We start from the raw sequence: 22,461 nt of genomic DNA on the forward strand, positions 1-22,461 counted from the left end.
ATCAAGGAGGATAACAAATGAATAAGCTGAAAATAACAAATTATAATGATACGCGTAGGATGGGAATGATCAATTTACAGGCAAAGCATGAACAGCAGCCTATGTTATTCAAAGATATATTCCCATACTCAGAAATTCCAAAGGTAGTTTTTGGAAGTGAGCAGATTCCAATGTTTATACCTGAAGATATTTGGATTACAGATACTACATTTAGAGATGGACAGCAGGCTATGGACACCTACACTGAGGAACAAATTATTACAATATTTGACTATTTACACAAACTTGATAATAATTCTGGAATAATTAGACAAACAGAATTTTTCTTATATACTGAAAAGGATAGGAATGCTGCTAGGAAATGTTTGGAGCGAGGATATAAATTTCCAGAGGTAACCTCCTGGATAAGAGCTAATAAGGAAGACTTTAAGTTAGTAAAAGATATGGGACTTAAGGAAACGGGAATGCTTATGTCTTGTTCTGATTATCACATATTCAAAAAATTAAATATGACAAGACCACAAGCAATGGATTTGTATCTTTCACTTGTGGAAGAAGCCTTATCAAATGGAATAGTTCCAAGATGTCATCTTGAAGATATAACTAGAGCTGATTTCTTTGGATTTGTAGTGCCCTTTGCACAAAAACTTATGGAGCTTTCTAAGAAATCTGGTATTAAGATAAAAATTAGGGCCTGTGATACATTAGGACTTGGATTACCTTATTCAGGAACGCAGCTACCAAGAAGTGTTCAACATATTATACATGGATTAAGAGTTTATGCGGGTGTTCCGGCTGAGTATCTGGAGTGGCATGGACATAATGATTTTCATAATGTAGTATCAAATGCTACTACAGCATGGCTTCATGGATGCTCAGCTATAAATACTTCGCTTTTTGGTATTGGTGAAAGAACTGGTAACTGCCCACTGGAAGCTATGATTATAGAATATGGTCAAATAAAAGGAAATGTAAAAAATATGAATTTAAAGCTTATAACTGAAATTGGTAAGTATTTTGAAGGTGAGTTTAAATATAGTATTCCACCTAGAACACCATTTGTAGGTAGTGAATTCAATGTTACCAGAGCTGGTATACATGCGGATGGAATATTAAAGGATGAAGAAATATATAATATTTTTGATACTGATAAAATATTAGGTAGACCAATTGTAGTTGCTATTAATGAACATTCAGGACATGCAGGTATAGCGGCTTGGGTTAATACTTATTTTAGATTAAAGGGAAAAGGCAAGATAGGTAAAAAAGATGAAAGAATTAATATTATAAAAGAATGGGTAGATAAACAATATGAGACTGGTAGAAACACTGTAATGAAAAATGAGGAGCTAGAATCAATTGTAAAAGATATCATTCCAGAGTTAAATATAAAAAAACAAAATACTAAGGCTTGTTAGATATTTTAAACTTGAAATATATAAGAATAAATGGAGGGATATCATGGCATATACTGTTGCACAAAAGATAATTAAGGCTCATTTAGTTAAAGGTGAGATGATAACGGGTCTTGAGATTGCAATCAAAATAGATCAAACGTTAACTCAGGATTCTACAGGTACAATGGCCTATCTTCAATTTGAAGCTATGGGAATCCATAAAGTCCAAACTAAAAAATCTGTTGCCTATATAGACCATAATATTTTACAAACTGGCCCAGAAAATGCAGATGATCATTTGTATATACAAACTGTCGCTAAAAAACATGGCATATATTTTTCTAAACCGGGAAATGGTATTTGTCATCAAGTTCACTTAGAAAGATTCGGAGTTCCGGGTGGAACACTGCTTGGTTCTGATAGTCATACTCCTACAGGTGGAGGCATAGGTATGATTGCTATAGGGGCAGGAGGACTGGACGTAGCCGTTGCTATGGGCGGTGGAGAATACTATATAACAATGCCTAAAATTGTAAAGGTAGAGTTACTAGGAAAACTTAGTCCTTGGGTTTCAGCTAAAGATATTATATTAGAATTATTAAGACGATTAACAGTTAAGGGTGGGGTTAATAGAATATTTGAATATGCTGGAGAAGGTATTAAAACTCTAAGCGTACCAGAAAGAGCAACTATTACAAACATGGGAGCAGAACTTGGAGCCACTACTTCAATCTTCCCTAGTGATGAGATAACCTATGAATTTTTAAGTGCACAAAATAGAGAAAGTGATTATGTAGAGCTTAAGGCAGATGAGGGTGCAGTATATGATGAGACAATCCAAATAGATTTGTCCTTGATTGAACCTCTTGCTGCTTGTCCTCATAGTCCTGATAAGGTAGTTCCTGTATCATCACTAAAACACATAAAGGTAGAGCAAGTGTTAATAGGAAGTTGCACTAATTCATCCTATGTTGATATGATGAAAGTGTCAAAAATACTTAAGGGAAAAAATATACCTGAAGAAGTATCACTTTCTATTGCACCAGGTTCAAAACAGGTTTTAAGTATGCTTTCTAAAAATGGTGGACTTTCTGATATGATAGATGCTGGTGCAAGAATTTTAGAAAGTGCCTGTGGTCCATGTATAGGAATGGGTCAAGCACCTTCAACAGATGCAGTATCACTAAGAACCTTTAATAGAAACTTTAAAGGTAGATCTGGAACTGTGTCAGCTAAGGTTTATATTGTGAGCCCAGAAGTGGCTGTTGCATCGGCACTTACAGGGTATATAACGGATCCAAGGGAGCTTGGAACATCCATTAAAGTGGATATGCCAGAAAAATTCACAATTAATGATAATTTAATAATAAGTCCAGCAGAAGATGGCACCGATATAGAAATAAAAAGAGGGCCTAATATAAAACCATTTCCTAAGGCAGAAAAATTAAAAGAAAATGTGGGTGGGAAAGTTTTAACTAAATTACAGGATAACATTACAACGGATGATATAATGCCATCAAATGCTAAACTACTGCCCTTTAGGTCTAATATTCCGTACCTGGCAGAATTTTGTTTAACGCCCTGCGATGAGAATTTCCCAGCTGTGGCTAAAGAAAACGGCGGTGGAATTATAATTGCAGGTACAAATTATGGTCAAGGCTCCAGCCGCGAACATGCAGCCCTTGCACCTCTTTATTTAGGTATTAAGGCTGTTATAGCAAAATCTTTCGCAAGAATTCATAAGGCTAATTTAATTAATAATGCTATAATCCCCTTAGTATTTGAGAATACTCATGATTATGAAGATATAGATATTATGGATGAATTAATTATTGAAGATGCCGCGGAGCAGATTAAAAGAGATATTGTTATTGTACGTAATATAACAAAAGGAGTTAAGTATAAAACTCTACCTGAAGTAACACAAAGAGAAAAAGAGATGCTGATATACGGTGGCTTAATAAATCTTATGAAAAACAAGAAAAAGGATGGCGAGTAGAAGCATGGAACATAATATTACACTTATACCTGGAGATGGAATTGGACCAGAAGTAACCTCGGCTGCAGTTAAAGTAATAGAAAATAGTGGAGTCCAAATTAATTGGGAAATAGTACGTATGGGCGCCTCGGTTATAGAGGAGTTTAATACTCCTATACCTGCCTACGTTTTAGAAAGTATTAAAAAAAATAAAATTGCGCTTAAAGGTCCTGTAACTACACCAATTGGTAAGGGATTTAAAAGTGTTAATGTTACATTAAGACAGGAATTAAATCTTTATGCTAATATAAGACCTATAAAAACATTTGCAGGGGTTCCATCAAGATTTGAAGATGTAGATTTAATAATAGTAAGAGAAAATAGTGAAGATTTATATGCAGGAATAGAGCATATGATTACAGAAGATATTGCAGAGAGCATAAAGATAATAAGCAAGAAAGCTAGTGATAGAATAGTAGAATATGCTTTTAAATTGGCAAAAGAGCAGAATAGAAAAGGAGTAATAGCTGTTCACAAAGCAAATATTATGAAGCTATCTGATGGATTATTCTTGAAATGCGCAAGAAATATAGCAGAAAATCACAAAGATATAGCCTTTGGAGATGTTATAGTTGATGCTATGAGCATGAAGCTTGTAATGAATCCAGAAAAATACGATGTGCTTGTAATGCCTAATTTATACGGAGATATTCTATCAGATATGGCAGCAGGCCTAATTGGAGGGCTTGGACTAGTTCCAGGTGCGAATATTGGAGAAGAGGGTGCGGTTTTTGAGCCAGCTCACGGATCTGCACCAGATATAGCGGGTTTAAACATAGCTAATCCTACTGCCTGCATTTTATCTGGTGTTATGATGCTAAGATATATAGGGGAAGTAAAAGCCGCGAATAAAATAGAGAAAGCTGTGGAAGCTGTTTTAAAAGAGGGAAAATATTTAACTTGTGATTTAGGTGGGAACACTGGAACACAGGAGTTTGCGGAAGCTGTTATTGATAAAATGGAAAAATTAAATAATTAATATTAAAGCAGCAAGGTGATGATTTAATGTTTACAAAAAAATAACTCATGGGCACATTGCCTATGAGTTATTTCTTTTAGATTTTTGGTTAAAAGGATTTATAAAATGATAGATTAAACATAATCCTACCTTTTGATAGCTTCTCCTGGTATATCAATTATCCAGGGCCCTTTTTTTATAGTACTAAATGATCCTATAGTAAGAGTTAAGTCAGATGAATTAGGATGATTTAACTTTATAACCCACTGCTTTAAAGGGGGAAGAGGCCTTTTATTAGAATTATCAAAATAATAGGTTTGGTATCCATCATAATCATTTTTCCTAAATATAGAACCATTATGGCTAAAGAGGTCAACGCTCCATAAAGACTCTATTTTATTATCATCATACCCTGTATCAATATCTATTATAACTTCATTCTCAACTTTTCTTTCTGCTGATAAAAACTTTAACTTAAATTCGCCTAAATTTATTGCTTCATTATTAAAATTGATTTTTTCACCTACTTTAGGAAGTACAATTTTGTGAGTTGCTTTATGATTATAAGTAGTTTTTACATATGGTATATTTAATTTATATGAATTATTTTCTTTTTCTTTAACATTAAAATTTAATTCAAAGGGTTCGGTATGATCATTAGCAATTTTTTGATGCTTATTATTGTCTTTATCTATTAATGTAATAGGTTCATTTATACTACCAAAGTAGCTATACTCTGGGTTATAATTTGCAAAAATATTTTGATTTGTACATGAAGGCAACAGATTTATATTAAGCTTATCATCATACCACAATGGAACAGCGGTTATGCTTAAATCATTTTTAACACAGGTAGGTCCAATTTCCTTATAAGCTTCATAGCTTTTAGCTTTTTCAAGTTTTATTGGAACTGTTATATTTGATTTATCTTCAAATTCAAGAACTATCTCTACAAGATCTCCTTCTTCATAATCCAAAGGCTCTTTTAATTTATCAATAGAGGAAAAATCCATATCCCAATGCCACTTATCAGGATCACTTCCACCACCATATGAACCATAATTTAATTCAATTATTTGTTGGTTTTTTAGTTTAATATTTGCTTTAATTTTAGGGAGATAGGTTTTAAATTCATTTTCTTCTCCACGTGCTGCTATGCTAACAAGATTTTTGTCATTATCTATAACTAAAGAGGTTACTTCAAGATACCCATTTTTAGTGGTTACTTTTACTGGCTTCTTTAATATAAAAACCTCTCCATTACTTTTAATCTCAGTAACTTGGTTATTGCCAGGTATATATTTAAAGAGACCTTTTATATCAGCAATTACATTACTTGAAAAAGGCAGTATAAGCAATATCAGCACCGCAGCTGTTGCCACGATTTTTTTTGGTGAAAAAAATCTTTTCTTTTTACTATTTATTTGTAAAATCTTCTTATTAGTATCTTTGTTTATTTTATTGTAGGTTATTGTTTTTATTTTATCTAGACTTGCTTTTGATGCTTCATTTAGTGTTTTATTTGTTTTCATATTATCCATTAAGGAGTTTAACTCAGTATCATCTAATTCGCTTATAATATCTAAAAAGTCATCTTGTTTAGAGTTCATATTAAAACCTCCTCATTTTTAGAAATCAACATATTCTTTAAAATCTTTCTTGCTCTATACAATCTATTGTCTATTGCTTGTCTAGAAATATTATAGCTTTTAGCCATATCTTCAATAGATTCATTAAAAAAATACCTTTTGATAAATATTTCTTTATCAATTCCTTTTAGATTTTTAATACATAATAGAAGTTCTTTAGAAGCTTCTTTTGAAATCAGTTCATTTTCAACACTTTCACAATATATGTTGTCAATATTATCAGTAGCAACATAATTTAGATTTTTAACTAATCTTCGATTGAAATCTATTGCTTTATATTTAGTAACGGTAGTGAGCCAAGTTTTAAAACTTGCTTTTTCTTCATAGTATTTGTAAGAGTTTTCCCAAACTAAAGCAAAAATGTCGCTAACACATTCTTCTATATCCTCAAGTGTTCCATGATTACCTATGATTGCACTACATATACTAAATGCATAAGATGAATAATTGTTAATCATATATTCCAATGCAAGTTGATTTTTAGCTTTAAGTTCATTAATAAAATTTTTTTCATTAATCATGTATTCCCATGCCTCCTTATGTTTTATTTGTTTTACATTCATATATACGAAAGTTAATAGAAAATCTCCCAAAATATTTGGTAATTTTTTATAACATCAATATAATTTTAAAGTGGTTACTCACTAGTAATGGTAATGCTTATTTTGATAATATGTAATTATATGAAATTAATGTTGAAATTTTGATATAATTGCTTATAGTTAATTTGTAGTTATTATAACTTATATGCTACTAAATGTAGTATTAAAATTTCGGATTTTCGCTAGATTTTTCTAACGAAAAGTTAAAGCAGAATTTAAAATTGGAAATTAAACCGCTAAAAGCAGTGGCAGACGGAGCTAATGATTTATATTGACAAAACAATTTTACAATATTATACTATTGTATAAATCAATATAGATTCTATGAAGAGAAGAGTACTTTTTTAGATGTCTAAAGCGAGTGGGTGATGGTGTAAGGCCCATAGAATATAAAAAAAGAAGAGAGCCTCGGAGAAGCTGCCTGAAAATCAAGTAAGGTAAGTCGTTAACTGCGTTAAAGTTTTAAGCGGACTATTATATTTATCAAGTATTATTAGTAACAATTTAAGGCTTGTGATATATAGTCAATTTGAGTGGTACCACGGATATAATCCGTCTCTTATATTTAAGAGGCGGTTTTTTTGTTCTTATATAAGAAACCGCTTGCGCAAATGATCATGGATAACATCTATACACTAGAGCTTGTCACTTTTGCCACTTGCCACGTGGGTGGCACTAAAAAAGGGAGGTATAATATGCAAAAACTTATACACATTCTAAATAATATTGTAAAAGAAAAATTTGAAAAGCTTGGCTACGATAAAAAGTATGGTGCAGTTGCGGTGTCTAATCGTGCTGATTTAAGCCAATTCCAATGTAACGGAGCACTAGCTGCAGCAAAAAAATATAAGAAAGCTCCTATAATGATTGCAAGGGAGGTAATGGAAGAATTACAAAATGAAGCTGCTTTTGAAAAAGTATTTATAGCAGGGCCTGGATTTATTAATATTAGTGTTAAAGATAGTTTCCTAACAAGCTATATTAATGACATTTACAAGGGTGAAAAATATGGCTGCGAAAAGGCTGAAAAACCTATGACTATTATAGTGGATTACGGTGGAGCAAATGTTGCAAAACCACTCCATGTAGGACATCTACGCCCTGCAATAATTGGTGAAAGTATAAAACGTATATCAAGATTCCTCGGACATAATGTAATAGGAGATGTTCATTTAGGAGATTGGGGGTTGCCAATAGGTAAGGTAATTACAGAACTTAAAAGACGTCAGAGCAAATTACCTTATTTTGATGAGAATTTTAAAGGAGAATATCCATCTGAGGCTCCATTTACTATTAATGAATTAGAAGATATTTATCCTGCAGGAAGTAAACGTGCTAAAGAAGATGAAAAAGCTATGGAAGAAGCAAGAAATGCTACATTCGAACTTCAAAATGGAAGAGAAGGTTACATGGCATTATGGAGACATATAATTAATATATCTGTTGCAGATTTAAAGAAAAACTATGGAAACTTAAATGTTGAGTTTGATTTATGGAAGGGCGAAAGTGACTGCCAAAAGTATATTCCAAAGCTAGTTAATTATTTAAAAGAAAACAACTATGCTTATGTAAGTGAAGGTGCTCTTGTGGTTGATGTTGCAAAAGAAGATGACACATGCACTGTGCCACCATTTATGGTTCTTAAGTCTGATGGAGCAAGCTTATACAGCACAACAGACCTTGCAACTATTTGGGAAAGAGTAGATGATTATGACCCGGATGTTATAATATATGTAGTTGATAAAAGGCAAGGACTTCATTTTGAACAGATATTTAGATGTGCAAGAAAATCAAAAATAGTTAAGGAAGATATAAGCCTTGAATTTATCGGATTTGGAACCATGAATGGCAAAGACGGAAAGCCTTTCCAAACAAGAGATGGCGGAGTAATGAGGCTAGAGGACTTAATCCAAACAATTCAGGATAAGGTAAAAGAAAAGTCACAAGGAAATAATGCTGATATATCCGTTGAAAATATGGATGAGATTGCTAAAAAAGTTGGGGTATCTGCACTTAAATATGGTGATTTATCAAATCAAGCTGCAAAGAATTACGTATTTGATTTAGATAGATTTACCTCTTTTGAAGGAAATACAGGTCCATATATTCAGTACACTGCTGTAAGAATTAAATCTATTTTAAATAGTGCAAAAATTGAAAATGTGGAGTTATCAAATGTAATTTTAGGACCAGCTAGTGATGTTGAAAGAGATCTTATGCTTAAACTTTCTAAATTTAATGAAATGATTGAAAGCAGCTTTATAGAAAGAGCTCCACATAAAATCTGTGAATATCTCTTTGAAACCTCAAATATATTCAATAGATTTTATCATGAAAACAGGATATTAAAAGAAGAAAATTTAGAGAAGCGTATGTCGTGGTTAAATTTAATTAACCTAACAAAGGGAATTATTGAAACAGGTCTTGATTTACTAGGAATTGAAACACCTGACAAGATGTAATTTTAAATAAGCTATTATATCGAAAGGATAAAGATATAGAAATGAGAATAAATAAACTTCTTAGCAATCATGGTATTTGTTCCAGAACAGAGGCCAATAGACTTATCGCGGAAAATAGAATAATAGTAAATGGGAAGCTTGCAACGCCTGGTCAGTGGGTGGAAGAAGAGGATATTATTCTTATTGATAATGAGCCTATCCCGGTGAAAGATAAAATTTATATTGCACTAAATAAACCAGTGGGAATTACCTGTACTGCTGAAAAGAGTGTGGAAAGCAATATAATCGATTTTATGAATTATCCAGAATATATTTTCCCTGTGGGTAGACTGGATAAAGCATCTCAAGGGTTAATATTAATGACAAATGATGGAGACCTTGCAAATAAAATTTTAGAATCGGAAAATGAACATGAGAAAGAATATATAGTAACTGTTAATAAGCCGTTTGATGACCTTTTTATTAAAGGAATGTCTGAAGGCGTGGAAATTTGTAGTGTTATAACAAGGGCTTGCAAAGTTGATAGAGTAAGCGCTGATACTTTTCGTATTATTTTAACCCAGGGACTAAATAAGCAAATCCGCAAAATGAGCAGTGCTTTCGGATACAAAGTTGTGAAACTAGAGAGAATTCGAATTATGCATATAAAAATTGAGGGAATAGACAATGGCAATTGGCGTTACCTAACAGACAAAGAGGTAATAGAATTAAAAAATGGATAAAAGTAATAAGTTATTATGCATTTGTTAAATGCAATCTTTATAATACTTGACTAAAATATATAAAAAAGAAAAATACTATATTGAATAATTATATAGTTTAGGAGGAGTATAAATGAAAAGATTTGTTTGCACTGTATGTGGATATATCCATGAAGGAAATGAACCGCCAGCCATATGTCCAATTTGTAAGGCTGATTCCAGTAAATTTAATGAGGTAAAAGATGACTTAACCTGGGCAGATGAACATAGAATTGGTGTGGCAGCAGATGTTGATAGTGAAATTATAAGTGATCTAAGAGCCAACTTTATAGCTGAATGCACAGAAGTAGGTATGTATCTTGCCATGTCAAGGCAGGCAGACAGAGAAGGATTTCCAGAAATTGGTGAGGCGTATAAGAGAATTGCTTTTGAAGAAGCAGAGCATGCATCTAAGTTTGCAGAGATGTTAGGGGAAGTTGTAAAGGCGAATACTAAAGAAAATTTAAAGGCGCGAGTTGAGGCTGAATATGGAGCCTGTGCTGGAAAGAAAAAGCTTGCAGCTTTTGCAAAAGAAAAAAATCTGGATGCTATTCATGATACAGTACATGAAATGTGTAAAGATGAAGCAAGGCATGGAAGAGCTTTTAAAGGGCTTTTAGAAAGATATTTCGATAAATAAAGATAAAGGATTCCTTAGTGCTACGAATTGTAGCCATACTAAGGAATCCTTTATCTTTTATAAAAATTATTTTCTTATTCCGTTTTAAAAGTTAAGCAGTTAGTTTCTAAATACAGATTAACATTATCGCCGCTGACATCTATAGACTTAGCATTGCAGAGATGGTTAGAGTTATAGGTGCAGGTACCTACATTACAGGTAATTGCGCTACACTGGTTACCACTTTCATTAATATTATTTGTAAGATCGCTATAGATTTTGGAGTCTAAAAAAGAAGCACAACAAGTGTCACAATCTTTTTTAGCACTTTTACCACCAACATTTATTATGTTAGCAAAACAGGTATTTTCATTATTATGTGAGCAATTTGAAACACTACAGTTGATTTTTGACATAGTATCCCTCCTTAGGCACCTTCAAAAATAGACTAACTAGTATGATAGTCTATTTTTTTAGATTTATTAATATATCTATTAAGAAGTTTAACCATAAATAAAATAAAATATTTACAATAAAGAGAAAACTTCAGTGAAGTATAAAGTTCCTAAATAATAAACATTCCCTTATGATATATTATTTGGTAAACTATAAAGTGTAAAATACAGGAGGCACTAGAAATATATGCAGAAGAAATTAAACATTAATAAGACTATAATAACAGTAATTATTTTAAATATAATTCAAATTATAACCATTTTAGGAGTGGTGTTATACAATTATTTCAATGAAAATCTTATGAATTTTCAAGAAAAATTTAATAATGGAGAATTGATTATATATGTATTGATAATTCTTGGCGTTATTAACAGTTTTTTCGTTGTTAAAGATATTAGGTCTTTAAATGAACATAAAATTGAGTACAGTATGTTAAAGGATACTTTGGGACAGTTAGAAGACTTAAATAAAACCCTTAGAGGTCAAAGGCATGATTTTATGAATCATTTACAGGTGGTATATAGTTTAATGGAAATGGAAGAATACACTGAAGCCACAGGATATATTGAAAAGGTGTTTACAGATATTCAAAGGATAAACAAGGTATTAAAAACCTCAAATCCTGCAGTAAATGCATTGCTTCAAGCAAAAATACTCTATGGAGAAAAAAGAGGAATTAAAACAGAGATTGTAGTAACCTCTGCACTAGAAGATTTAAGAGTGCCAGCCTGGGAGTTTTGCAGAGTGCTTGGTAATATTATTGATAATGCTATTTACGCACTTCAAGAGAGGGATGAAAATAAGATTATTAAAATTGAGCTATTTGAGGATTTAAAGACCTATAGATTTAGGATTAAAAACAATGGTCCTAAGATTTGCGAAGAATGGATTAATAGAGTCTTTGACACTGGAGCTACTACAAAGGGAGATAAAGGCGAAGGAATGGGATTATCTATTGTAAAAGAAATCCTTCAAAAATATGAGGGGGATATTGAAATATTTAGTGATAATGAGGCTACTATTTTTGAAGGGTGGGTACCACGATAAAAAATACAATACTGTAAATATGACATTTTAAACAAGCATATGTATTCTTTAGCAATTATCTATTTTTTAAAAAATAGATAGGGTGTATTGTATTGTCATAAGGGAAACATATAGATTTTTAAGGGGGTGGTGGTATGGAATTAATAAGTTTTTTGTCCAATATAAGTGGGATTGCTATTATGTGCTTTGCATTTGGGTTCATATTTGTGATTATAGAGATGTTTCACCCGGGGTTTGGTATACCAGGAATTATAGGTGCAATACTTCTTGTTGTAGGGGTAGTACTTGCTTCTAATAGCGTTATGGAGGTATTGGTACTTCTAGGCATTATAATTGCAATACTCGGAGTAATGCTTAATTTTGTTTTGAAATCTGTAACAAAAGGACGTCTTTCAAAAATTCTTATTTTGCATGAAACTCAAAAAAAGGAAGATGGATACATTGGCACAGAGGATTTGGAATACTTTGTAGGGCAAGAAGGTGTTACAATAACAATTTTAAGACCATCAGGTATTGCAGAGATAAATGGAATAAAGATGGATGTAGTGTCAGAAGGGGCATTTATTACTGAGAATACCAAGGTTAAAATCATTAAAGTAGAAGGACCAAGGATTGTTGTAAGAGTACTTACTGAAACTAAAAGTAATCATTGAGAGTAATAAAGTATATATTGATTAATATTATTATAAAGAGATATAAGGGGGTAACATTATGGAAAGTAATATTGCTATAGTTATTATTATAGGAGTTATAGCGTGTTTTATAGCTTTGTTTTTCAGTTTTATACCAGTGGGATTATGGATTTCAGCTGTAGCTGCAAATGTAAAGGTTAGTTTTTCAACTATGATAGGTATGAGACTCAGAAGGGTTTCACCTAAGAAGATTGTGCTACCACTAATAAAAGCAACAAAGGGTGGAGTAGAAGTAAGCGTAAATCAATTAGAAGCCCACTATTTAGCTGGAGGGAATGTTCAAGCAGTAGTAAATGCGTTAATTGCATCTCAAAGATCAAGTATGAATTTGTCTTTTGAAAGGGCAGCAGCTATCGATCTTGCTGGTAGAGATGTACTTGAAGCAGTAAAAATGAGTGTAACACCAAGAGTTATTGAAACACCAAATGTTTCTGGAGTTGCAAAGGACGGAATTGAACTTTTAGCAAAGGCAAGAGTAACAGTAAGAGCCAATTTAAATAGATTAATAGGGGGAGCGGGAGAGGCAACAGTGCTTGCTAGGGTTGCGGAAGGCATAGTAGCTACAGTAGGTACTGCGAATTCGCATAAAGAGGTTTTAGAAAATCCCGATGCTATATCTAAAACAGTTCTTGCAAAAGGACTAGATGCAGGTACTGCTTATGAAATATTATCCATTGATATTGCAGACATAGATGTTGGAAGAAATATTGGTGCCCAACTTCAAACACTTCAAGCTGAAGCAGATAAAAATATTGCCCAGGCAAAAGCAGAAGAAAGAAGAGCCATGGCAGTGGCAAAAGAGCAGGAAATGAGAGCAGCAGTAGTGGAAGCAGAAGCAGAAATCCCAAGAGCACTAGCAGCAGCATTAAGAGAAGGCAAGCTGGGAGTTTTGGATTATTATGATATGCAAAATGTAATATCAGATACGAATATGAGAGAAGCCATTTCTAAGGGCGGAAAGAGTAAAAAGAAAGAAAATATGAATACTGCAGCTAAGAATATTGAGGGGTAGAAGTTATGTTTAAATCTATAATCAATGGAGAGCTAATAGAAATGGACATAGAAGAGTCTGAAAATAAAGAATCAATGGAATGCGAGGGTTATATTGACTTAACTACAATTAAGAATGGAAGTCCTGAACCTCAGCAAATGGAAGTTGAGAAAGAAGAAGAATTATCATATTTAGATTTAGACTTCAAAGAAGAAAACATTATGCAAGCAATGGTGTATTCCGAAATATTTGGTAAACCAAAGTCAAAGAGAAGGAAACGGTGATTACTGTTGGAATTTAAAGTGTTAATAGGAGACGACGAACAGGGCATGAGAATGATTCTTAGAAAAGCCATCGAAAAAGTAGAAGGATTTAAATTAATAGGAGAGGCAGCTGATGGTGAGGCTGTCCTCACATTTGTCGAAGAAGCAAGGCCGCAAGTTGTATTTCTAGATGTGGAAATGCCCAAACTTAATGGAATAGAATGCGCAAAACGAATAATAGATGTAAATCCTAAAACCATAATAGTTTTTGCTACTGCACATGCTACCTATATGACAGATGCTTTTCAACTTTATGCTTTTGATTATCTTGTAAAACCTTTTAAATTAGATAGGGTTTATCAAACTTTAAACCGTATTAAAACATTAAATGGTGAGGAAAATAAGGCGGTAATGCACAAAATAATTCGCCATGAAAATGGTCTAAATAAAATATTAATTAAAAATAAAGAAGGTATAAGTTTTGTAGATACAAAAGATATAGTTATTATTCAGAGAGAAGATAGAAATACGGTTATTTACACTGTAGATAATAGTTATATTACCTCTGAAGCATTAAGTGAATTAGAAGAAAGACTAGATAAAAATCAATTTTTTCGAAGTCACAAATCATATATTATAAATCTTTCTATGATTTATAAGATTTATCCTTATGGTAGATGGACTTATGTGATAAAACTAAAAAATACAGATAAAGATGCGCTTCTTACCCACGTGCGGTACGAGGTTCTAAAGGATATATTTAGTTTATAGTGAAAAAGTAGCATGGGAAAACACTCCTATGCTACTTTTTTACTGTATAAGATTAATTTTTTTCATAATTTTAAAATAAGTTAGCAACTTTATATATTTGCAATACGTACTATAGTATATAGAAAAACATATTATGGGATTAGTAGTGGCGATTTGATAAAACATATTAAATAATTAGTAATTTATACGGATTTCGCACCGGGGGTGTGATTTTGTAAAAGGTGGTTGTTTTATGAAGTTCATAAAGAAGAGTTTGATTTTTTTCTTAAGCCTTGCATTAATTATAATTATAAACGCAACAATAGGTATAAGCTCAATTAGGTTTGGATTATTTCCAAGATTACAGAGTTATTTAGTTACAACTGCCATGGTTACTATGAGACATCAATATATAGCAAATATTGTGGCTAGTGATGCTACTGTTAATAAAATAATGGATGAGAATACAGTGGCAACCATTAGTGAAGTTACTGATAAAGACAATATAACAATAATTGATGAGGAGCCAGAGGAGTTACCGCATTTAGTTAAAGAGAAGGAAAAACAAGATGTAAGTATAGCTAATATAAATAGTAATAAGTTTAAGGGGTATATACTTACTGTCAGTAATCCTAAAAAAATAAAACTAGCTGTTTCAAAAAGTCTAGGGGAATGCAGAACAAACTTAAATGATTTAGTTAAGCAGGAAAATGGTATAGCAGGAGTTAATGCTTCAGGATTTGTAGATGTTGCTGGAAAGGGCAATGGTGGAGTCCCTACAGGTATAATTATAAAAGATGGAGAAGTATTATATTATGAGAAGGGTTTTAAAACCTATAGTCTTATAGGATTTGATAAAAATGGAATATTAACTTTAGGTAATTATACTATAAAACAAATGAAAGATTTAAATATACAAGATGGAGTAGCCTTTGGTCCATTTCTCATAGTAAATAATAAACCGGCATCAATATATGGGGATGGAGGCTGGGGCATTAATCCTAGAACTGCAATTGGTCAAAAGCAAGATGGCACCATTGTTTTTGTTGTAATAGATGGAAGGCAATTAAACTCTATAGGTGCAACAATAAAAGAGGTGCAAGATATAATGATAGCAGAAAATTGCGTTAATGCTGCTAATTTAGATGGTGGTTCATCTTCAGTTATGTACCACCAAGGTAAACTTATAAATAGTCCAAGTAGTAAGTATGGAGAAAGGCCTCTTCCTAGTGCTTGGATAATAAAATAAATAAATATAATTTAAATTCATTTTAAATTAAGTGTTTTTAAACTAACCAATGTGGTATAATTAAAATAATGCAGTAAAAGTAAACATGCGTATTATAGAGAAAAACTTAAATATTAAACAAAAATTAGGGAAATATTAAAGTTATACGCAACTTTAAAGCCCTTATAGAAATCTAAAAGAAATAACATGTCAAAAATGTAACTGACTAGTTGTTTTTTTGAAGATTCTTAAATAGAAGAAAGAGGTGTCCTATTATAAATAAGGAAAATAAAAAAGAAGAAACTAAAGTTGAGATTAAATCTAACAAACATCAAACCCTGGAAGAAGTTACAATTTTAAAATTAGTTAAAAAAGATGGAACAACTATTGATGGTAAAATAGATACGCAGGATTTAAAAAAGGTATTAGAAAAAGGTCTTTGGTTTGCTGAATGGAATAAAGATCTTAATAATTACTTAGCACAAAATTTAGGTACTTATTATATTGAAGAAAAAAAATATAGAAGAAAGCAAAGTCTTCAATCTTTTATATTAGATGTTCATCCAAAAGCACCTGTTAGACATATTAATGGAGATTCTTTAGATAACAGAAAATCTAATTTAGAAGTATATAATCAAAATACAATTAATGATTATGAAGCATTAGATGAAGAAACTGTTGCAGTAATATTAAGAGATAGATATGGTAAAGAAAGATCAAGGACTTTCATTGATAAAGAAGATCTAAATAGAGTAGTAAATAATGGATATACATGGGTTTTATTTAAGAAAGATACAGAGCCTTATGCTATAGCAAATACTCCTGAAGGCAAAATATTCTTGAATAGATATATAATGGGTACAGCTGAAGATATGGTTACTCATCCTATAAATCTTAATACATTAGACAATAGAAAAGCTAATTTAGAAAATAAAAGAGCAGATTTAGAATTTGTTAAACCAGGCGAAGAAACAGAAGCTGAAACAGAAAACTAATAAGCATTATAAAAGCAGTGTAGAAGATAGTTCTATACTGCTTTTATTTATTCGGGCTCTGAGGAATTTTGATTTGAAATTGATTTGTTTTGCCCATAATATAAGCTAGATTAATTATAGATTTTTCCTCCTGAGTCAGTTCTCTTTTAAACATTTTTTCGAATTGTTTAAATAAATTACAAGTATCAAGTTTGTAATTTTCAGTATCAGGTCTAGTTACCCTTGTATTTTTATGAGGATTATATATCCTAGTTTTAATTTCACTGCTATAAATTTTCTTGAAAACTTCGGCTGTATAAAATGCATCATTATAAGCAGCATGGAACTCACTTTCAATAGGCACGCCGAGTAGCTGCGCTGCATTACCTAGTCCAATATTAATTCCTTTTTTGCAATTAAGTTTTCTAGAAGCGTAAGATTGGATGTTTATGTAATCGGTGGGTACTATGGTTGCATCTAATTCATGATACTCTATATTACGAAATAGCTCTTTTATATCTGCTACTCCCCATACACATAATACACTGGAATCGGTTTTGATAAATTCCGTGAATTCACTATACATTTCTTTGAAGGATTTGCCACTATCCAGTATCTCCATTGTTAGCCCAGTAAGTTCTTTTACAAAAGGATTAAGGGTAGTATATATTTCGGGTTTTACTAATACATCTAGAGCCCCAATTGTTTCAAAATTTTCATTTAGTTTTACTGCACCTATCTGAATTATTTCAAAAGGGCATTTAGGGTTTGTTATGCTTTTAGTTTCTTTTGCAAAATTAAAACCTTGATTAAATTCTAAATCAAACACTATATAATTCATTAAATTACCTCTAACCTTGTTTATTTTTTTAACATCCAGTATATAGTATATCATTTATGTGCATAAAAAACACTTACACTGTTCTTATAGTTTAGCGATATTTCAGCACCTCAGGTGATGATTTAACAAAAAATTGAACAATCTGTATAAAGTAGTTTATAATATATATATTGTAGCTAATTAGATAGTGGTTATAAGTATAAGAAGTATTTAAATATATATGGGCGACATGTTGTAATAACTTTTAATTTAACGACAGTTCAGAAGAACTTTGGAGGTATAGTTATGTTAGATGTAAATATAAAAGATATTAATATGAAATTTAATACATCAAATGAGGTCTTTTCACCTCAAAATGTTGATAAAGGTACGTTAGCAATGTTATCAGCAATTGTGTTTAAAGATGATGATAAAGTGTTAGACCTAGGTTGTGGTTACGGTATAGTTGGAATACTATCTGCAAAAATAGTAGGAGCAGTAAATGTAGTTATGACTGATATAGATGTTGCAGCAGTAAAGCTTGCAAGTGAAAACATTGCCTTAAATGATGTTCAAGGAGTTAGCTTATATCAAAGTGATGGGTTTAAAAATATTAATGAGAAGGACTTTACTTTAATTCTTTCTAATCCTCCATATCATGTGGATTTTTCTGTTCCAAAGGAATTTATTGAAAAAGGATTTAATAGATTAGCCATTGGTGGAAAAATGTATATGGTTACTAAAAGAAAAGATTGGTATAAGAATAAGTTGGTTTCAATTTTTGGTGGTGTGAAAATAAGCGAAATAGATGGCTATTATGTTTTCATGGCAGAAAAGAAAACTACTTCATATTCCAATAAGAAAAAATAGTTATTAATACAAATAATATTAAATTATAGGCCACATAGAAAATATGTAGTTTATGCGCAAAATCAGTAAAATAAACCCGTGTACAATAGTATGCACGAGATATACATGAGAGGAAGTTTTATATATGGGAAAAATATTAGTTTTAGCAGAAAAACCCTCTGTTGGAAAAGAACTTGCAAAAGTCTTAAATTGCAGTCAAGGTGGAAATGGGTATTTAATGGGACAAAAGTATATTGTAACTTGGGCACTAGGACATCTTGTTACACTAGCTGGTCCAGAGGATTATGATCAAAAATATAAAAGTTGGAAAATGGAAGATCTACCTATGCTACCAAAGGATTTAAAATTGGTAGTTATTAAAGAAACTTCAAAGCAATATAAGGTTGTGAACGAGCTTCTTAAAAGAGCAGATGTAGATGAGCTTGTTATAGCAACAGATGCAGGGCGTGAAGGAGAACTGGTTGCCCGTTGGATCATTCAAAAAGCAGGATTTAAAAAGCCTATAAAGAGGTTATGGATTTCCTCCCAAACTGAAAAAGCTATAAAAGATGGATTTGCCAATCTCAAACCTGGAAGAGATTATGAAAACCTATTTTGGGCAGCACAATCAAGAGCAGAAGCGGATTGGCTTATAGGCCTCAACGTAACTAGGGCCCTAACTTGTAAATATAATGCTCAATTATCAGCAGGAAGAGTTCAAACACCGACCTTAGCACTTATTGTTGATAGAGAAAATGAAATAAAGAAATTCATTGGAAAGGACTACTGGACTGTAAATGGTAAGGTAAATAATTTTACAGTGAATTGGTCGAGTAAAAATGGAGAATCACGTACCTTTGACAAGCAAAAGGCAGAAGATGTAGTTGCTAAGGTAAATAATCAAATGGGCACCGTGGTAGAAGTAAATAAAGCCTCTAAAAAAGAGCTTCCTCCACTGGCATATGATTTAACAGAGCTTCAAAGGGATGCAAATAGAAAATTTGGTTATTCTGCAAAGCAAACGCTTAATTTGATGCAGAGATTATATGAAAATCATAAGCTATTATCTTATCCAAGAACAGATTCAAGGCATCTTACTACAGATATAGTAGCTACACTACTTGATAGATTAAAAAGTATAGCAATAGGACCATATGAGAAGGCTGCTAGAAATATAATAAAAGGTAGAATACATACTACAAATAGGCTTGTGGATAATAGCAAGGTATCAGATCATCATGCTATAATTCCTACAGAGCAACATGTGGATTTATCAAGCCTAAACAAAGAAGAAAGAAGTATTTATGACTTAGTTGTAAAAAGATTTTTAGAAGTTCTAAGCCCAGCTTTCGAGTATGAGCAAACTACTGTAAAGATAGATGTAAAGGGTGAAAGTTTTTCTGCAAAAGGAAAAATAGTTAAATCAAAGGGCTGGAGAGAAATAAGCAGCTCAAATGATGGGGAAGATAAAGATCAGTCTCTTCCACCTATAAATAAAGGGGAAGCAGTGAAACTTACCTTAGCTCGCTCTGTAAATGAAAAGACAAAGCCACCAGCTAGGTATAATGAAGCAACGCTGCTTACGGCTATGGAGCATCCCGGAAAAGATATACAAGATGAGAGCCTAAGGGAAGCCTTGGATAACACCTCAGGCCTGGGAACTCCCGCTACACGCGCAGATATAATTGAAAAACTATTTAACATCTTTTATATGGAGAGACGCGGTAAAGATATTTTCCCAACCTCAAAGGGAATACAGCTAATAGGCTTAGTCCCAGAAGAATTGAAATCCCCAGAGCTTACTGCTAAGTGGGAAAAACAGCTCCAACTTGTAAGTAAAGGAAAAGCAAATTCTATGAATTTTGTAAAAGAAATGAGAGATTATGCTTCAAAACTTGTGAAGAACGTTTCAGCTTCTGGCGAAGTATACAAACATGATAATGCTACAAGAATGAAATGTCCTGAATGTAGCAAGTATCTTCTTGAGGTTAATGGCAAGAGAGGGAAAATGCTAGTATGTCCAGATAGAGATTGCGGATACCGTAAGGGAGTATCACAGGTTTCAAATGCACGTTGCCCTACTTGTCACAAGAAAATGGAGATTAGAGGCGATGGAGACAATAAGATTTTCGCTTGTGGTTGTGGCTATAGAGAAAAACTTTCAGCCTTTACTAAGCGTCGGGATAAAGAAAAAGGTGCTTTAGATAAAAAGGATGTTAGTAGATTCCTTAATCAGCAGAATAAGAAAGATGAACCTGTCAATTCTGGTAATTCTGCTATGGCAGAGGCTTTTGCTAAATTTAATTTAAAATAGTGGGGAAAAATAACATGATGTATAAGTGGAGAGACTTATACATCATGTTATTTTTGGCGAATAATTTTTAAGCTAAATCTAAGGCTTTTTTAATCTGTTTTCAATATTAGGATTATATAATATAAAATAGGGGAATGTTTATAGATATATTCAGTGGAATAATATTAAGGATAGAATACAAGAGAACATTTATTGTGCAAATCACAAAAAGTGTATATTACTATAAAAGAAAGTGGGTTTTATTATAGGCATTTTAGTTTTACTAATAGTCATTTCCCCTTATATAAGCATAATACCGGCCATATATATGACATATATGGTTTTGTTTAGAAAAGTAAGCATATATAAAAATCACTGGAATATAGGACTTTGTTTACTATTTACCTGGTCTTTTATAGTAGGTGTTATAAATTATAGTTTTACATCAATTGTTGCATCTTTTGTTCTCCTTATGTATCTATGTATTAGTGTTTTTTTACAAGATTATTGTCAAAATGAAAATAAGATAGAAAAGATAGGTAGGTATTTGGTGTGTTTTTCATTGCTATCGGCGATTTTCGGAATTATTGAGAAAATTATATATGTGTGTTTTAATTATAATATTTGGGCAAGATTTCTTGAAATTACCTCTCAGCCAGTAATTAATGACAGAATATATAGTACTTTTGGAAACCCCAATGTAGCGGGTAACTGGTTTGCCATAATGATTCTTTTAGGGATTTATTTCTGCAACACTACAGCTAAAACCACAAAATTATTCTATAGAATATCAACACTTTTTTTTATTATTGCATTATATTTAACAGGGTCACGTGGTGCTTTTATGGGACTGTTATTTGGGCTGTTTATTTTCTGCTTTCTTAAAGGTAATAAAAAAGATAGATGGCTGTTTATAACAATATTTATACTTACAGCTGTAGTTACATTTATGCCCTCACAGATTTTAGAAAATGTAATTGGCCATAATTTTGCTAGTTCATTTACTAGTCGTTTTGAAATATGGAAGGGATGTTTAAAAATGATAAAGCTTAAACCTATTGCAGGTTGGGGGCTTATGGGAATTACAGACCATGGAGCATATTTTATGAAGGGTTACTATTATGCAACCTTATTCCATGGACATAATATCTACATTACTATTATGACCTCACTTGGAGCTGTTGGGCTTATCATATATGCATATATGAAGATTAATTTATTCGGAAATTTAAAGATACTTCATGCAAAAAAATGTAGGTTGGCTCCATTATTAGCTGGAATTCAAGCCGTAATAATTGGGCATGGTTTGGTTGATTTTACAATGATTGCACCGCAGACTGGGTTATTATTTATAGCTAGTTCAGCAATAGTAAGTGTTCTTGTAAAACAATATAATAATTTATAGGGGAATGGTTATTTGAATAATTGCTAAATTAAATCATCTCCGTAGGAGAGGATTTAATTTGTGATATATCAATTGATAAAAATATTTGTTTTTCCTATGCTTAATAATCATTACAACAATAATTATAGCAACGATCAGTGCAATTCCACCAAGGAGTGGGGACCACCATTTAATAGTTTGAATAATTCCTTCAGATACTCCTAAATTCGATAAAAATTTTTCCATATT

21 protein-coding genes and 1 other annotated feature are annotated in these 22,461 nt (G+C 32.0%); of the genes, 16 read left to right on the forward strand and 5 right to left on the reverse strand.

Annotation, left to right across the window (positions count from 1 at the left end; all coding sequences use genetic code 11):
* The first annotated feature begins 65 nt into the window (after window positions 1-65).
* From ACREV6_RS24410 to ACREV6_RS24420, 3 genes are read left to right on the forward strand one after another with little or no spacing between them, the layout of a single operon-like run.
* Window positions 66-1,418: a hydroxymethylglutaryl-CoA lyase-like TIM-barrel protein gene (locus ACREV6_RS24410; RefSeq protein ID WP_431580885.1), complete on the forward strand. Its 1,353-nt coding sequence runs from the start codon at window positions 66-68 to the stop codon at window positions 1,416-1,418.
* A gap of 43 nt (window positions 1,419-1,461) precedes the next feature.
* Window positions 1,462-3,396, forward strand: coding sequence for an aconitate hydratase (locus ACREV6_RS24415; RefSeq protein WP_431580648.1), 1,935 nt, complete (start codon window positions 1,462-1,464; stop codon window positions 3,394-3,396).
* Between the two features lie 4 nt (window positions 3,397-3,400).
* A complete protein-coding gene (locus ACREV6_RS24420) occupies window positions 3,401-4,414 on the forward strand; it encodes an isocitrate/isopropylmalate dehydrogenase family protein (protein ID WP_431580649.1) in 1,014 nt (337 codons plus the stop codon).
* Between the two features lie 125 nt (window positions 4,415-4,539).
* Here the strand turns inward: ACREV6_RS24420 and ACREV6_RS24425 are convergent, their stop codons facing one another.
* Complete coding sequence (locus ACREV6_RS24425) at window positions 4,540-6,003, reverse strand: hypothetical protein (RefSeq protein ID WP_431580650.1); 1,464 nt, start codon at window positions 6,001-6,003, stop codon at window positions 4,540-4,542.
* Window positions 6,000-6,563: a sigma-70 family RNA polymerase sigma factor gene (locus tag ACREV6_RS24430; RefSeq protein WP_431580651.1), complete on the reverse strand. Its 564-nt coding sequence runs from the start codon at window positions 6,561-6,563 to the stop codon at window positions 6,000-6,002. The genes ACREV6_RS24425 and ACREV6_RS24430 overlap by 4 nt, the downstream gene beginning before the upstream one ends.
* A gap of 396 nt (window positions 6,564-6,959) precedes the next feature.
* Window positions 6,960-7,207, forward strand: a binding site (T-box leader).
* 132 nt (window positions 7,208-7,339) lie between these two features.
* Here ACREV6_RS24430 and argS point away from each other — a divergent pair.
* From argS to ACREV6_RS24445, 3 genes are all read left to right on the forward strand, one after another.
* Complete coding sequence (argS, locus tag ACREV6_RS24435) at window positions 7,340-9,106, forward strand: arginine--tRNA ligase (protein WP_431580652.1); 1,767 nt, start codon at window positions 7,340-7,342, stop codon at window positions 9,104-9,106.
* A gap of 41 nt (window positions 9,107-9,147) precedes the next feature.
* Window positions 9,148-9,828: a pseudouridine synthase gene (locus ACREV6_RS24440; protein WP_431580653.1), complete on the forward strand. Its 681-nt coding sequence runs from the start codon at window positions 9,148-9,150 to the stop codon at window positions 9,826-9,828.
* 112 nt (window positions 9,829-9,940) lie between these two features.
* Window positions 9,941-10,486, forward strand: coding sequence for an NADH peroxidase (locus tag ACREV6_RS24445; RefSeq protein WP_431580654.1), 546 nt, complete (start codon window positions 9,941-9,943; stop codon window positions 10,484-10,486).
* 74 nt (window positions 10,487-10,560) lie between these two features.
* Here ACREV6_RS24445 and ACREV6_RS24450 read toward each other — a convergent pair whose 3' ends face one another.
* Window positions 10,561-10,881, reverse strand: coding sequence for a DUF1540 domain-containing protein (locus tag ACREV6_RS24450; RefSeq protein WP_431580655.1), 321 nt, complete (start codon window positions 10,879-10,881; stop codon window positions 10,561-10,563).
* Between the two features lie 226 nt (window positions 10,882-11,107).
* On the opposite strand from ACREV6_RS24450, the gene ACREV6_RS24455 reads away from it, so the two are divergent.
* From ACREV6_RS24455 to ACREV6_RS24485, 7 genes are all read left to right on the forward strand, one after another.
* Window positions 11,108-11,968 carry a sensor histidine kinase gene (locus ACREV6_RS24455; protein ID WP_431580656.1) on the forward strand — a complete coding sequence of 287 codons (861 nt, stop codon included), beginning with the start codon at window positions 11,108-11,110 and terminating at the stop codon, window positions 11,966-11,968.
* A 134-nt stretch (window positions 11,969-12,102) separates the two neighbouring features.
* Entirely contained in the window at window positions 12,103-12,621 is a 519-nt protein-coding gene (locus ACREV6_RS24460) for an NfeD family protein (protein WP_431580657.1), read from the forward strand.
* 58 nt (window positions 12,622-12,679) lie between these two features.
* Window positions 12,680-13,672, forward strand: a complete 993-nt coding sequence (gene floA, locus ACREV6_RS24465; RefSeq protein WP_431580658.1) for a flotillin-like protein FloA — start codon at window positions 12,680-12,682, stop codon at window positions 13,670-13,672.
* Between the two features lie 41 nt (window positions 13,673-13,713).
* Entirely contained in the window at window positions 13,714-13,935 is a 222-nt protein-coding gene (locus tag ACREV6_RS24470; protein ID WP_431580659.1) for a hypothetical protein, read from the forward strand.
* Between the two features lie 18 nt (window positions 13,936-13,953).
* Window positions 13,954-14,685: a LytR/AlgR family response regulator transcription factor gene (locus tag ACREV6_RS24475; RefSeq protein ID WP_503417276.1), complete on the forward strand. Its 732-nt coding sequence runs from the start codon at window positions 13,954-13,956 to the stop codon at window positions 14,683-14,685.
* Between the two features lie 232 nt (window positions 14,686-14,917).
* Window positions 14,918-15,913 (forward strand): phosphodiester glycosidase family protein, encoded by a 996-nt coding sequence (locus tag ACREV6_RS24480; protein ID WP_431580661.1) that lies wholly within the window; start codon window positions 14,918-14,920, stop codon window positions 15,911-15,913.
* An 818-nt stretch (window positions 15,914-16,731) separates the two neighbouring features.
* Window positions 16,732-16,887, forward strand: a complete 156-nt coding sequence (locus tag ACREV6_RS24485; RefSeq protein ID WP_431580662.1) for a hypothetical protein — start codon at window positions 16,732-16,734, stop codon at window positions 16,885-16,887.
* 43 nt (window positions 16,888-16,930) lie between these two features.
* Here ACREV6_RS24485 and ACREV6_RS24490 read toward each other — a convergent pair whose 3' ends face one another.
* Complete coding sequence (locus ACREV6_RS24490; RefSeq protein ID WP_431580663.1) at window positions 16,931-17,707, reverse strand: 3'-5' exonuclease; 777 nt, start codon at window positions 17,705-17,707, stop codon at window positions 16,931-16,933.
* A gap of 285 nt (window positions 17,708-17,992) precedes the next feature.
* Here ACREV6_RS24490 and ACREV6_RS24495 point away from each other — a divergent pair, with 285 nt between their 5' ends.
* From ACREV6_RS24495 to ACREV6_RS24505, 3 genes are all read left to right on the forward strand, one after another.
* Window positions 17,993-18,556, forward strand: coding sequence for a class I SAM-dependent methyltransferase (locus ACREV6_RS24495; protein ID WP_431580664.1), 564 nt, complete (start codon window positions 17,993-17,995; stop codon window positions 18,554-18,556).
* A gap of 124 nt (window positions 18,557-18,680) precedes the next feature.
* A complete protein-coding gene (locus tag ACREV6_RS24500) occupies window positions 18,681-20,849 on the forward strand; it encodes a DNA topoisomerase III (RefSeq protein ID WP_431580665.1) in 2,169 nt (722 codons plus the stop codon).
* A 451-nt stretch (window positions 20,850-21,300) separates the two neighbouring features.
* The gene (locus ACREV6_RS24505; RefSeq protein WP_431580666.1) at window positions 21,301-22,233 is read left to right on the forward strand and encodes an O-antigen ligase family protein; all 933 of its coding nucleotides are present in this window, start codon (window positions 21,301-21,303) and stop codon (window positions 22,231-22,233) included.
* Window positions 22,234-22,266: 33 nt separating this feature from the next.
* Here the strand turns inward: ACREV6_RS24505 and ACREV6_RS24510 are convergent, their stop codons facing one another.
* Entirely contained in the window at window positions 22,267-22,458 is a 192-nt protein-coding gene (locus ACREV6_RS24510) for a hypothetical protein (RefSeq protein WP_431580667.1), read from the reverse strand.
* Window positions 22,459-22,461: the final 3 nt, after the last annotated feature.

The organism is Clostridium sp. (assembly GCF_050717515.1).
Classification (GTDB): domain Bacteria; phylum Bacillota; class Clostridia; order Clostridiales; family Clostridiaceae; genus Clostridium_AD.